This window comes from Pseudomonas sp. (assembly GCF_030683065.1).
Lineage (GTDB): Bacteria > Pseudomonadota > Gammaproteobacteria > Pseudomonadales > Pseudomonadaceae > Aquipseudomonas.
Window position 1 is genome coordinate 15,514 of record NZ_JAUXMX010000003.1, and the last position, 13,220, is coordinate 28,733.

13 protein-coding genes and 1 riboswitch are annotated in these 13,220 nt (G+C 64.8%); of the genes, 3 read left to right on the plus strand and 10 right to left on the minus strand.

The window, feature by feature from the left end; all coding sequences use genetic code 11:
• Positions 1 to 51: 51 nt before the first annotated feature.
• From cobD to btuB, 8 genes are all read right to left on the minus strand, one after another.
• Complete coding sequence (gene cobD / locus Q8K09_RS00195; RefSeq protein WP_305252812.1) at positions 52 to 1,059, minus strand: threonine-phosphate decarboxylase CobD; 1,008 nt, start codon at positions 1,057 to 1,059, stop codon at positions 52 to 54.
• Positions 1,052 to 1,960, minus strand: coding sequence for an adenosylcobinamide-phosphate synthase CbiB (gene cbiB / locus Q8K09_RS00200; protein ID WP_305252814.1), 909 nt, complete (start codon positions 1,958 to 1,960; stop codon positions 1,052 to 1,054). Before cbiB ends, cobD begins: the two co-directional genes overlap by 8 nt.
• Entirely contained in the window at positions 1,957 to 2,754 is a 798-nt protein-coding gene (locus Q8K09_RS00205; protein WP_305252816.1) for an ABC transporter substrate-binding protein, read from the minus strand. The genes cbiB and Q8K09_RS00205 overlap by 4 nt, the downstream gene beginning before the upstream one ends.
• Positions 2,751 to 3,404, minus strand: coding sequence for a 5,6-dimethylbenzimidazole synthase (bluB, locus tag Q8K09_RS00210; protein ID WP_305252817.1), 654 nt, complete (start codon positions 3,402 to 3,404; stop codon positions 2,751 to 2,753). The genes Q8K09_RS00205 and bluB overlap by 4 nt, the downstream gene beginning before the upstream one ends.
• Positions 3,401 to 4,708, minus strand: coding sequence for a cobyrinate a,c-diamide synthase (locus Q8K09_RS00215; protein WP_305252819.1), 1,308 nt, complete (start codon positions 4,706 to 4,708; stop codon positions 3,401 to 3,403). The genes bluB and Q8K09_RS00215 overlap by 4 nt, the downstream gene beginning before the upstream one ends.
• A 91-nt stretch (positions 4,709 to 4,799) precedes the next feature.
• Positions 4,800 to 5,411, minus strand: a complete 612-nt coding sequence (gene cobO / locus Q8K09_RS00220; RefSeq protein WP_305252820.1) for a cob(I)yrinic acid a,c-diamide adenosyltransferase — start codon at positions 5,409 to 5,411, stop codon at positions 4,800 to 4,802.
• Positions 5,408 to 5,980: a hypothetical protein gene (locus tag Q8K09_RS00225; RefSeq protein WP_305252821.1), complete on the minus strand. Its 573-nt coding sequence runs from the start codon at positions 5,978 to 5,980 to the stop codon at positions 5,408 to 5,410. The genes cobO and Q8K09_RS00225 overlap by 4 nt, the downstream gene beginning before the upstream one ends.
• A gap of 29 nt (positions 5,981 to 6,009) precedes the next feature.
• On the minus strand, positions 6,010 to 7,866 hold the full coding sequence (gene btuB, locus Q8K09_RS00230) for a TonB-dependent vitamin B12 receptor (RefSeq protein ID WP_305252822.1): 1,857 nt from the start codon (positions 7,864 to 7,866) through the stop codon (positions 6,010 to 6,012).
• Between the two features lie 115 nt (positions 7,867 to 7,981).
• Positions 7,982 to 8,306, minus strand: a riboswitch (cobalamin riboswitch).
• A gap of 271 nt (positions 8,307 to 8,577) precedes the next feature.
• Here btuB and Q8K09_RS00235 point away from each other — a divergent pair.
• The 3 genes from Q8K09_RS00235 to Q8K09_RS00245 are packed head-to-tail and all read left to right on the plus strand — an operon-like array spanning position 8,578 to position 11,241.
• Positions 8,578 to 9,492, plus strand: a complete 915-nt coding sequence (locus Q8K09_RS00235) for a cobalamin-binding protein (protein ID WP_305252823.1) — start codon at positions 8,578 to 8,580, stop codon at positions 9,490 to 9,492.
• A 40-nt stretch (positions 9,493 to 9,532) separates the two neighbouring features.
• Positions 9,533 to 10,474 carry a FecCD family ABC transporter permease gene (locus Q8K09_RS00240; protein ID WP_370869464.1) on the plus strand — a complete coding sequence of 314 codons (942 nt, stop codon included), beginning with the start codon at positions 9,533 to 9,535 and terminating at the stop codon, positions 10,472 to 10,474.
• On the plus strand, positions 10,474 to 11,241 hold the full coding sequence (locus tag Q8K09_RS00245; protein ID WP_305252826.1) for an ABC transporter ATP-binding protein: 768 nt from the start codon (positions 10,474 to 10,476) through the stop codon (positions 11,239 to 11,241). Before Q8K09_RS00240 ends, Q8K09_RS00245 begins: the two co-directional genes overlap by 1 nt.
• 158 nt (positions 11,242 to 11,399) lie before the next feature.
• Here the strand turns inward: Q8K09_RS00245 and Q8K09_RS00250 are convergent, their stop codons facing one another.
• Positions 11,400 to 12,503 (minus strand): GlxA family transcriptional regulator, encoded by a 1,104-nt coding sequence (locus Q8K09_RS00250; protein WP_305252827.1) that lies wholly within the window; start codon positions 12,501 to 12,503, stop codon positions 11,400 to 11,402.
• A 473-nt stretch (positions 12,504 to 12,976) separates the two neighbouring features.
• Positions 12,977 to 13,220 (minus strand): L-serine ammonia-lyase, iron-sulfur-dependent, subunit alpha (locus Q8K09_RS00255; protein ID WP_305252828.1); only part of this gene is annotated, 244 nt, incomplete at its 5' end.

Consider the following 13,220-nt stretch of genomic DNA (forward strand, 5'->3'; position numbering starts at 1 on the left):
CGGTGCCCAACATTCCGCTGGCAAGTTCTGCCGCGGCAGTCAGTCGAGTCGTCATGCAAGTGCTCCGGCAAAGGCCGCAAGCGCCTGCTGCAAGCGCTGCCAGCCATGCTCATCGGGAGGCAGGCCGAAACGCAGGCTCAGCGGCGTCTCGAACGACCGGGTGAAAATGCCGTGCAACGCCAGAAATTCATGCAGCAAGGCCGCCTGCGGCGTGCAGCAGAATTGAAACAGTGCACAGCCGCCGGTCGGGCTCAGGCCATGCGCGGTCAGCAGCGCCGCCAGACGCTCGCCATCGACCCGCAAACGCTGGCGCTGCAGCTCATGCCCGGCCAGATCCTGCAACAGCGCCGTGGCCACTGCCCGGCTCGGCCCGCTGACTGTCCAGGGCCCAAGCAGTTCGGCCAACTGAGCCAAAAGCTGCGGCTGGGCCAAGACAAAACCCAGGCGAATGCCAGCCAGGCCGAAGAACTTGCCAAACGAGCGCAGCACAATCAGGCCCGGCAACTCGCTGAATGCGGCCAGGCTGAACTGCGGCGTGCAATCGATAAAAGCCTCGTCCACCACCAGCCAGCCACCGCGCTCGGCCAGACGGCGGTGCCACTCCAGCAAGCGCAAAGGTTCGATATGCCGGCCGGTCGGGTTGTTCGGGTTGATCAGCAACAGCACATCGACACGCTCCAGCGCGCGCTCAATTGCCCCTTCGCTAATCTCCAGCAGCCGATGCCCTTCACGCTGCCAGGCCGCCGCATGCTCGGCATAGGCAGGCGAGACGATGCCAACCGTGGCGTTGCGCAGTAACCGCGGCAACGCCTGGATCGCCGCTTGCGAACCGGCCACCGGCAGCAGATTGGCCACCCCGTAATAATCCCGCGCGGCAATCTCCAGACCATCCTGCTGCTCGGGCAGGCGCGTCCAGGCACTGGCGGGGATCGCCGGCAGCGGCCAACCATAGGGGGCGATACCGGTGGACAGATCCAGCCAATCGGCCAGAGCGATGCCATAGCGCAGAGACGCTGCGCGCAGGCGGCCGCCATGTTCAAGCCCGCCCGACTTAAACACGGCAGAGCCCCCAGATAATCAGCAACACCAGCCACAGCAGCACGCCACCATTGACCAGATTGAGTGCCCGTTCGATATCGCGTGCCTTGGGCGGTGGCCCTGCACCGAGGTCGGGGCGTACATGCAGCTCGCCGTGGTACTCGGCCGCGCCGCCCAGGCTCACGCCGAGCGCGCCGGCACCGGCCGCCATCACCGGGCCGGCATTCGGGCTGTCCCACTGCGGCGCCTGCTGCCGCCAACAGCGCAGCGCCAGGGCAGTCTTGCCGAGCAGCGCATAGGTCAGCGCCACCAGCCGCGCGGGCAGGTAATTGAGCCCATCGTCGATCTTTGCTGCCGCCCAGCCGAAGCGCTCGAAACGTGGAGTGCGGTAGCCCCACATGGCATCCAGGGTATTGCTCAGGCGATACAGCACCACGCCCGGCGCACCGGCGACGAGGAACCAGAACAGCGCGGCGAAGACTGCATCCGAGCCATTTTCCAGCACCGACTCGGTGCCGGCACGCGCCACACCCGTGGCATCCAGCGCGGCGGTGTTACGGCTGACCATATAGCCGACCCGTTCGCGCGCCAGCTGCAGATCGCCCAGACGCAGGGCCTGGGCCACCGGCCGCGCATGTTCACCCAGGCTCTTCAAGCCGAGGGCGGCGTACAGCGCGAGAATCTCCACCGCCCAGCCAATAGACGCCACCTGCGCCAGCACCCCGACCAGCAGGGTCAGGGGCAACACCGCCAGGCACCAGGCGCTGACGCCATGGCTGCGCCAGCCACTGCCGCCGGCATTAAGACGCTGTTCGATGCGCGCAGCCAGGCGTCCGAAGGCCACCAGCGGATGCCAGCGCTTAGGCTCGCCGAGCAGCCCGTCCAGGACCACGCCGGCTAGGGTAGCGAGTATCAGGCTCAATCGCCCGCCTCCACGCAGCCACGAATCAGCGCGTGCAACTGGCGCACGCCATCGGTCAGTGCGGCCGGGCCGGCCTGGAGGATGTCCGCCGATTTTATTTCGAACAGCTGGCCGTTACGCACCGCCGGGATCGTCTGCCAGCCGGGCCGGGCCGCCACCTGCTCAGGGCGAAAGCGCTTGCCGCACCAGGAACCGACGATCAGATCAGGCGCACGCCGTACCACTTCCAGCGGGTCGGCGATGATCCGCTGCTTGGCCCGCTTGCAGCCGCTCAGTTCGGCGAAGCAATCCTCGCCGCCGGCCAGTTCGATCAACTCGCTGACCCAACCGATGCCGCTGATCAAGGGCTCGTTCCATTCCTCGAAATACACCTTGGGCCGGCGTGGCAATTGCGCGGCACTGGCGCGAATGCGCTCCAGGCCATCCTGCAGCTCACCGATCAACCGTGCGGCGCGGTCGTTGGCATGCACCAGGGCGCCGAGGGTTTCGATCATGCGATAGGTACCGGCGATGTCGCGCTGATTGAACAGGTGCACCTCCAGGCCTTCGCGGGCCAATTCGGCAGCGATGTCGGCCTGCAAGTCGCAGTAGCCCAGAACCAGATCCGGCTTGACCGCGAGGATCTTGTCGATCCGTGCCGTGGTGAAGCCACTGACCTTGGGCTTTTCCTTGCGCGCTTGCGGCGGGCGCACGGTAAAGCCGGAAATCCCCGCGATGCGCGCCTGCTCGTCGAGCAGATAGAGGGTTTCACAGGTCTCGGTGGACAGGCAGACGATGCGTTGAGGGCCTTTCATCGCGGTGTTTCTCCCCAATAATTCTCATACAGCAGCGTCTCCAGCTGACGCGGCTCGATCCAGCCTTGTTGCTGCAACATCGGCGCTGGATAAAACTCTGTCACCGGCCCCAGACAAAGCACCGCCAGCGGCTTGCTGCCCGGCGGCATGGCCAACAACTCGGCCAATGCTTGTGGCTCGAACAACGACACCCAGCCCATCCCCAGGCCTTCAGCGCGGGCGGCCAGCCAGAGGTTCTGGATCGCGCAGGCCATGGACGCCAGGTCCATTTCCGGCAGGGTGCGGCGGCCGAATACATGAGACTCGCGGCCGTCCATCAGGGCCACCACCAGCAGTTCGGCGCAGTCGCCGATACCCTCGACCTTGAGCTGCATGAACTCATCGGCGCGCTCGCCCAGGGCTTCGGCGGTGCGCAGCCGCTCTTCTTCCACCAGGGCCTGGATCGCCGTACGTAACGCCGGGCGGGTAATGCGCATAAAGCGCCAGGGCTGCATCAACCCGACGCTGGGCGCCTGATGCGCGGCCTCGAGCAGGCGCTTCAGCAGTTCGGGAGCCACCTCGCCACCACAAAAGTGGCGCATATCGCGGCGTTCGGCGATGGCGCGATACACCGCTGCACGTTCCTCTGTGCTGAAGGCATGCGCGTTCATGGTTGCTCGCAGGGGCGAAACAGCGCGGCAGCGGCGACGGGGTCTGCAGGTAGGTAGAAGTGAATATAAGAGGCCGTCAGTCGCCCCTGCCGATAGACCGCCTCGGCAGTGCGCTTGTAATTCGGGCACTCGCCGCGGGTGAGTGGCTCAAGCGTGCTGGTCAGCGCCGAGTAGTGAAAGGTATGACCGCGCAGCCGCCCTTCCGGCAATTCGACTTCCTGCAAGGCCAGGGCGGTCAAGCGCGGTTGCAGGGTCGCCTCGCCAGCCAGCAGACCGAGCATCTGACCACTGCTGCCCTGCTTGTCGGTCAGCTTATCGAGCAGATAAAGCATGCCGCCGCATTCGGCGTGGATCGGTTTGCCCGCGGCATGATGCGCACGGATCGCCGACGCCATGGCCTGGTTGGCTTGCAGCTGCGCCAGGTGCAATTCCGGGTAGCCTCCGGGAAGGTAGAGGCTGTCGACCTCGGGCAGCACGTGGTCAGTCAGCGGCGAGAAAAAACACAACTCGGCACCCAGCTCGCCCAGTAGATCCAGGTTGGCCTGGTAGAGAAAGGCGAAGGCGCTGTCACGGGCTACGCCGATGCGCACGCCGGCAAGCAAGGCCGGAATCTCACGCGACGCCGGCACGGCGAACTCGACGGGCGGCGGCAGGCTGACGTCGGCGCTGATGGCCAAGGCATCGGCGGCGGCATCCAGACGAGCATCCAGGTCGCGCAACTCTTCGGCCTGCACCAGGCCCAAATGGCGGCTCGGCAGTTCCACTGCGGCGCTGCGTGGCAACGCACCGTACCAGCGAATCGACTCAGGCAAGGCATCGCGCAGGATCTCGCCATGCCGGACACTGCCGACCCGATTGCCAAGCACCCCGGAAAACGGCAGATCGGCCTGAAAGGTCGCCAGGCCATGGGCCAGGGCACCGAAGGTCTGGGCCATGGCCGAACCGTCGATCACCGCCAACACCGGCACGCCGAATTGCCGGGCCAGATCGGCCGCCGAAGGGCTGCCGTCGAACAGGCCCATCACCCCCTCGATCAGGATCAGGTCAGCCTCGCCCGCCGCCTGCCAGAGCAGGCGCCGGCTCTCGGCCTCGCCGACCATCCACAGGTCGAGCTGGTACACAGGCGCCCCGCTGGCCCGGGCGAGAATCATCGGGTCGAGAAAGTCCGGCCCGCACTTGAACACCCGCACCCGTTTACCCTGACGGCTATGTAGCCGTGCCAGGGCGGCGGTGACGGTGGTCTTGCCCTGCCCCGAGGCGGGTGCGGCAATCAGTAGCGCCGGGCAGTGACGGGTGGCGTTCATGCCAGCACCACGCCGTCTGTGGGAGCGGGCTTGCCCGCGAAAAGCGATTCGCGGACAAGTCCGCTCCCACAGTAAAACGCCGATATGCCCATCAGAACTCCACCCCTTTCTGCGCCTTGACGCCAGATTTGAACGCATGCTTGACCAGGCTCATTTCGGTGACGGTATCCGCCGCCTCGATCATCCCCGGCAAGGCACCACGCCCGGTCACCACCACATGTTGCAGCAGCGGTCGGGACTCGATATCGGCGAGCACAGTCTCCAACTCCAGGTAGCCATATTTCAGGGCGATGTTCAGCTCATCCAGCACCACCAAGCCGATACCGGGGTCGCTGAGCAACTGGCGCGCCACCTGCCACGCCTCATGGGCCTTGTCGATGTCACGCTGGCGGTCCTGGGTTTCCCAGGTAAATCCCTCACCCATCACGTGGTAACTGACTTCATCGGGGAAGCGGCGAAAGAACGTCTCTTCGCCGGTGCTGGCCGCGCCCTTGATGAACTGCACCACGCCGACTTTCATGCCATGCCCCAGAGCACGCGCCACCATGCCAAAGGCGCTGCTGCTCTTGCCCTTGCCATTGCCGCTGTGCACCAGCAGCAGGCCGTATTCATCCTGGGCCTGGGCGATCTTCTCGTCGATCAGCGCCTTCTTGCGCGCCATGCGCGCCTTATGCCGTGCGTCGCGTTCGCTGGATTCGCTCATGACTTAACCTCAAATTGCCGTTGCGCGCCCAGCCAGGAGCGGGCGCCTATATAGAAAATGCTCGCCATGCCGACATACAGCGCCAGGCTGGCCAGATAGCGCGGGTAGTAGACGGCGATGCGCTCGCCCAGCATGGCCAGGCTCGGCTCCGGGTAGCGACCGGAGAAGTACAGGAAGCCACCACCGGAAAACACGTAACAAACCAGCGCGCTGAGTGCCACGCACACACCCAGCACGGCCAGGCTGCTCAGCCGATCGCGCTGCCAGCCGGCATACAGACGACCGCCCAGCCACAGCGAACCGTAGGCAGGGATAAGCAGCCAGTAGGCCGGCGACAGGCACCAGTCACTGACCCCGGCCCACTGCACCGCAGCGAAGTCCAGCAACGAGGCTTCGAGAAACAGCGCCGGGAATACCCAGCGCGGCGTCAGCAGCACGCCAGCGAGGAAGAACACCGCCCAAGACGCGCTGGGCAGATTGAGCGTGGCGAAGTGCTGGCCACGGGTCATGGCCAACAGCCCCGCCAAGGCGATACCGATCAACAGTTGGGTAAGCGGTGACAGCTTCATCCATGCATCTCCAGAGTCAGTGGGTTAGCTCAAAGCGCCTGGTAACGCACGGTCAGGTAAACCGCCTGGCCGGGCTGATTGAAGCCTTCGACCGTCTCGTAGTCGGCATCCAGCAGGTTGGCGATGCGCGTCTGTAGGCGCCACTCGGGGCTAAGGCGGTATTCACCGCGCAGGTCGAGGGTGGCGAAGCCAGACAGCTCCTTGGTGTTGGCCAGGTCGTCGAAGCGCTGGCCTTCGGCGTGCAGGCTGGCGCCGATGCTGAAAGCGCCTAGTCGACGGTCAAGGTCAAGGTTGAACAACTGCTTGGCGCGGCGCGCCAGCTCGTTGCCATTGTTGGCTCCAGAGGAGCGATTCTCCGGTTCCAACAGTGTGTAGTTGGCATTCCAGTCCCAACCAAGCATCTGGCTGGCGAGCACCAGCTCGACGCCACGTATACGCGCCTCGGCGACGTTGGCCGGCGCCTTGATGCTGGCGTCGTAGGCAATCAGCTCGTCGATGCGGGTGCGGAAAGCGTTGATCGACCAATGGCCCCAGGCATGCTGGCCGGCCAAGCCAGCTTCCAGGCTATTTGAGGTTTCTGCCTCCAGGTCGGGATTACCGTAGCCGGGGTAGTACAGCTCGTTGAAGGTCGGCGCTTTGAACGCCGTGCCATAGCTGAGGGTCGCCCGCAGCCAGTCTGTGAGCGCATAGCCGTAACCGAGATTGCCGGTCTCGTGCTGGCCGAACTGCTGATTGTCGTCGCCACGCAGTGACAACTGCCAGTCGTGGCGACCCACTTCGCCAAGGTACTGGACGAAGGCGCCATTGTTGTCGCGTGAGTCCTCGGCATAGGCGGTACTGCCGCTGACCTGGTCGTGCTGGTAATCGACACCGAGAGCCAGGGTGTGGCCGGGGGCCAGAACCAGGTCATTCTGCCAACTGGCGCTGTCGCGGCGGCTGTCGAAGCGTGAATAGAACGTGCCGTCCTGGTAGGCATCGGACTTGTCGTCGCTACGCCCCAGTTGCAGGGTCACACGCCAGGGTTCGAACGGCGCGAAGCGAGCACGGGTACCGAACACCTTGGAGAGATTGTCGGCATGGGCGTGAAAGCCGGAGGTGCGCCGGCTGTTGACCTGGTCGTAATCATTGTGCGACTCGGCTTGCAGCAGGTTAGCGTCCAGCTCCAGGCCATTGGCAAAACGATAACCGCCGCTCAGCACCCCGGATAGGTTGCGATAACCGTCGCTATCGTTCTCATAGCCGCTGCTGCTAATCGACTTGACGTTAATGCCGTCGGTGTCCAGACCGCTTAAAGCCACGCTGTACCAGGCGCTGCCAACACCGCCGGAGACCCCGGCGCTGCCGCTGTAGCTGTCGTGGCTGCCATAACCGGCGGAGAAGAACGGCTTGGCGCCGCTCGCACTGCCCTTGCGGGTGAAAATCTGGATCACCCCACCGATGGCTTCGGAGCCATACAGGCTGGAACGCGGCCCGCGCACCACCTCGATGCGTTCGATCAGTTCCAGGGGCAGATCCTGCAGCGCCGCGCCGCCGCTGGTCACCGAGCCGATCTTGATCCCGTCGATCAACACCAGCACATGGTCTGACTCGCTACCGCGGATGAACAGGGAAGCGTTCTTGCCCGGCCCGCCATTGTTGGTAAGGGACACACCGGGCACCCTCTGCAGCAGCTCAGGCAAGGACGTTGCCTGGCTCTGCTCGATCTGCGCACGGTCGAATACCGTCACCGCCGCCAGGCTTTGCTGCGCGGTCTGCACAGTACGGGTGGCTGTCACCAACTGGTCGTCAAGCCAGGTATGTTCGGCCGCATGGGCCAAGGGGATAAAGGATGTACAGGGAATAGCGCACAGCAGCATGGCTGCCGGCTTATACAAGGCATTGCTCATCGCGTCGTAGCTCCGTCGCCCCACCCGGGCGATTTGCTGAGAAAGACACGCGGAGAACCAGCGACGGATGACCTGCAACAACGGCGCAGCCACACGCCAGACAACGCCCTCCGCGATGCCATGGACTGCGACAGGCCGGTCTCCGGGCTTACGAGCGGTGTTCCAAACAGGCGGAACACCACCAAACGCACCTTCCCATGCGAGGCCCCTGTCGGACTTGCCCGTTCGTTGCGAGGAATAGCCACACTCGGCTTTTCCGAAGCAGAACAGCGTTAAGGCCGACAGACACCTGAAGCACAGTGGTTGAAAAAGCGCTGGCTTGACTCGTCTACCGTTGCGGGGGCAGCGTCGGAATTGTTGGCGTGAACACGCACAACGCACCGACTTCCCAGTTTCACCGCCAGCCATTGCCAGCGGTCACCTGAAGCAAGAGGGCGCGAGTCTAGAGACTCACGCCGCTGACGTCCATCCGCAGAGCGATGCCGTGCAGCCAGGCAACGACGCGGCGCTGCGTGGCCCGGCGAACGAACGTCAAGGTGGAGTCTGGCGCTCGATAGCACCGGAGGTGGTTTTTCGCCGCCGCACCAACACGTGGCAGACCAGCCGGGGTAGATCGACATTGACCCTGTCCCGAGCGGTTGTTAGGTTGCGCTCTCGCGCGGGGCCAACGGCACTGTCGCGGTGAGAATCTGCGCACCATCAGGGGACAACATGCACCAATTATTCGTCCGCCTGCGCGGCTTGTCAGCCTGGCATGTCGGCCTGACGGCCATACTGCTGGGGCTGGCGCCACTGCTGCTGGCGGCACCGATCTGCGTGGTCGACGATGCCCAGCGCGAACTCTGCCTGGCGGCACCGGCGCAACGCATCGCGACCCTGTCGCCAGGCGCCACCGAGCTGGTCTTCGCAGCCGGCGGCGGGGACCGCGTGGTGGCCGTGGTGGCCTTCAGCGACTATCCGCCCGAGGCGCGTGCGCTGCCATCGGTGGGCGGTCACAGCCGCCTGGATCTGGAGCGGCTGCTGACCCTGCAACCGGACCTGGCAATCGTCTGGGGCAGTGGCAACCCCGCCGAGCAAATGGCGGCCCTGGAAGATTTCGACATACCGATGTTTTATCTCGAACCGAACAGTATCGAGGGTATCTCGCAGGCCATTGAGCGCTTGGCGCGCCTGACCGACAGCGAGGCCGTAGGCCAGCAGGCCGCCCAGCAGTTTCGCCAGGGCATGGCCGAACTGGCCGAACAGTACCGTGAGGCCGAGCCGGTGACGGTGTTCTATCAGGTCTGGAACAGGCCGTTGATGACCGTCAACGAGGCCCACCTGATCGGCCAGGTTATCCGCCTGTGTGGCGGGGAGAATGTTTTCGCCGACCTGCCACGGCAGATTCCGCGCATCGATCTCGAAGCGGTGTTGATGGCCAATCCGCACGCCATCCTGGCCGGCGGCATGGGCGAGGAGAATCGCGACTGGCTGACCGAGTGGCGCGCCTATCCCGGCCTGCAGGCCGTGCAGCAGGACAATCTATTCTTCATCCCGCCGTCCCTCGTACAGCGCCCCACACCGCGCCTACTGGCAGGCAGCCGCTTGCTGTGCGAGAGCCTGGAGACGGCCCGTGCCCGCCGCTAAACTCATCGGCACGCGGCGCTCGCTCGGCTGGCTGCTGGGCATGCTCACGCTGGTTGCGCTGGCCGCCATGACGCTGTCGGTCAGCGTCGGCAGCAGCGCCCTGAGCCTGGTCGATGTACTGTCGACGCTGGCCGGGCAAGGCAGCGACCTGCAGCGCACCCTGATCTTCGAACTGCGCTTGCCACGCACCCTATCGGCCTTCGCCACCGGCGGCCTGCTGGCGGTGGCCGGTGCGCTGATGCAGGTGCTGCTGCGCAACCCGCTGGCCGATCCTTACGTGCTCGGCCTGTCTGGCGGCGCCGCGGTCGGCGCACTGCTGGCCATGCTGGCGGGCCTCGGCGGCCTGCTGATCTCCGGCTCGGCGTTCGCAGGGGCGTTTCTCGCCACCCTGCTGGTGTTTGGCCTGGCCCACGGCACTGGCAGCTGGACCCCGTCACGGCTGCTACTGACCGGCGTGGTGGTGGCGTCTGGCTGGGGCGCGATCATCACCCTGATGCTGGCGATCAGCCCCGCCGAACGACTGCCCGGCATGCTCTATTGGCTGATGGGTGACCTGTCCTATGCACGAACACCCTGGCCGGCGCTCGGCCTGCTGCTCGGCGTGAGCCTGCTGCTGCTGCCGCTGGGCCGCAGCCTCAATGTGCTGGCCCGCGGCCCGCTGCAGGCGGCGGCGCTGGGGGTGGCGGTGCGTCCACTGGAATGGAGCATCTATGTGATCGCCAGCCTGCTGACCGCACTGGCGGTCACCAGCGCCGGCAGCATCGGCTTTGTTGGCCTGGTGGTGCCGCACATGCTGCGCTTGTTGCTGGGCAACGACCAGCGCCTGATATTGCCCGCCTGCGCCTTGAGCGGCGGCATCCTGCTGGTGCTGGCCGACACCCTGGCGCGCACAGTGATCGCGCCGGAACAGCTGCCCGTGGGGGTGATCACCGCACTGCTCGGGGTGCCGACTTTCCTCTACCTGCTGCACCGGAGCCGCTGATGAGCCGTCTGCAGACCCGCGAGCTAGTGATCGATGTACCAGGGCGCGCCAGCGGCCGGGCGCTGAATTTCAGCCTGCTGCCCGGCCAGGTCTGGGGCGTACTGGGGCCCAACGGTGCGGGCAAGACTACCCTGCTGCACACCCTGGCCGGACTGCGTGCGCCACGCGCGGGAGAGGTGCTACTGGACGACCAGCCGCTCACGCGGCTCAGTCGGCGGCAGATCGCCCAACGCCTGGGGCTGGTGTTCCAGGAGCGCCAGGACGGCTTTCCTGCCACGGTGCTGGAGACCGCACTGATCGGCCGCCACCCCTTCCTGCCGGCCTGGCAAATGGAGGGCGCCGCAGACCTGCTTGCCGCCCACCAGGCGCTGAGCCGCCTGGATGTGGCACACCTGAGCGAGCGCCTGGTCAGCACCCTGTCCGGCGGCGAACGCCAGCGCGTGGCCATCGCCACCGTACTGACCCAGGCACCGGCGTTGTGGCTGGCGGACGAGCCGACCAACCACCTGGATTTGCATCACCAAGTGGCCGTACTCGAATTACTCGCGGCGCAGGCGAACGCAGGATGTGCGGTACTGATGTGCCTGCATGACCTCAATCTGGCTGCCCGCTGGTGCGATCAGATCCTCCTGCTCTACCCCGACGGCGAGGCCTGCTGGGGGCCGGTCGCCGAGATGCTGCAGCCGGCGGTACTGGAACAGCTCTATGGCCAGCGCCTGCTGACCTGCGAGATCGATGGCAGCCCGGTGTTCATTCCGGCGCGCTGACGACCAGGCTGGATAACAGTCTTTTGTGGGTGGGGCTTTAGCCGCGATAGTCGCAACCGGAGGGCTGAGCGCCAGCGCCGCCCCCCCGGTCAGTTCACGTGCTCACGTTGAACCGACCACTCCCGGCATTCGAGCGGCATGTCAACGCGGTGTCGCCGCTAGAGGCGCACGCTGGCGAAGGTTGACTCGCCTTGCGCACGGCTCATCGCAGCCATCGCTGAAGCCGAGGCTGGCCGCAGCAGGTCTTCTGGCAACGGCATCAAGGACCTCACGCCACCCGGGTTCTGCCCGCTACGCTCGTCGCGCGGCGGGATACCGAAGTATTCCCGGTAGCACTTGGAGAAATGCGGGGTGGACACGAAACCGCACACCGAGGCCACCTCGATGATCGATATCGACGTCTGCTTGAGTAGCTGACGCGCACGAATCAGGCGCAGCTTGAGGTAATAGCGCGACGGCGAGCAGTGCAGGTACTTCTGGAACAGCCGTTCGAGCTGACGGCGCGAGACATCGACATAGCTGGCCAAGCCATCAAGGTCAATCGGCTCCTCCAGGTTGGCCTCCATCAGTACGACTATTTCCTGCAGCTTCGGCTGATTGGTGCCGAGCATGTGCTTGAGCGGTACACGCTGGTGATCCTGCTCGTTGCGGATGCGCTCGTAGATGAACATGTCAGAGATCGCTGCCGCCAATTCGCGGCCATGCTCGCGGCCGATCAGGTGCAGCATCATGTCCATCGGCGCAGTGCCGCCTGACGAGGTGTAGCGCGTGCGGTCGATAGAAAACAGGCGCGTGGTAACGGTGACCCGGGGCCAGGCTTCCTGCATTGCCGCGAGGACTTCCCAGTGCACGCTGCATTCGTAACCGTCGAGCAAACCCGCCTTGGCCAAGGCCCAGCTGCCGGTGCATACCGCGCCCATCTGGCGGCCATGGCGCGCCTGGGTCTGAAGCCAATGCAGGTGCTCACGGGTGACGCTGTGCTGGATATCCACGCCGCCGCAGACCAGCACCGCATCCAGTACTGGCGCATTGCTCAAACCGGCGTCCGGGGTGATCTGCAGGCCGTCGCTGGCGCACACCGGCTGGCCGCTCTGGGTCAGGGTATGCCAGCGGTAAAGCTCCTTACCGGACAACTGGTTGGCCATGCGCAGGGGCTCGATCGCCGACGCTAGGGAGATCAGAGTGAAGTTGTCCAGCAGAAGAAAACCGATGGATTGGGGGACACGGTTCTGGGGCTGCGCCCCTGGATTGAACTGCGACATAAAACAAACCCTCACGCAAAAGCAAAGCACGGTGTTGAGCCTTCACTCATGGTGGGGCTCTATTTTTGTGATTCTGGTAAACCAATGCCCCAGATGGCTTGAAACATAGAGCAAAGGTCGTGCCTAAATTACTTGGCCGTTCAATATAAATACGCAGATTTTCCGAGACCCGCGCCACAAGGCGTTGGCAGGAGCGACAATAATATTCTGTTTGCGACCGCGAGGACCCGGGGGCGGGCTTCCTGAGCATTTCGGTAGCATTCGCCGAAACCCTCAATGTCACCTCGTTACGTGCGGGAATAGCCGCAGTAACACCCCACTAAAGAGCCGCATGACCGGGCGGTCATAACGGCTAGTGCAAGCGTCCAGGCGAACGCGCACCAAAAGCTGACAAGCACCCCGGACATGGCCAAAAACAGGGCGGCCATGACCGGTATCGACGTCGCCTCAGCCGGCTGACCGGGTGCCTTCACTCAACACTCAATAGCACTGACGGCCAGGCCGCCGCGCGAGGTTTCCTTGTACTTGTCGTGCATGTCGGCGCCGGTGTCGCGCATGGTGCGGATCACCCGATCGAGCGAGATGAAGTGCTGACCGTCGCCACGCAAGGCCAGTTGTGCGGCGTTGATCGCCTTCACTGCCGCGATTGCGTTGCGCTCGATGCACGGTACCTGGACCAAACCGCCGACCGGATCGCAGGTCAGGCCGAGGTTGTGC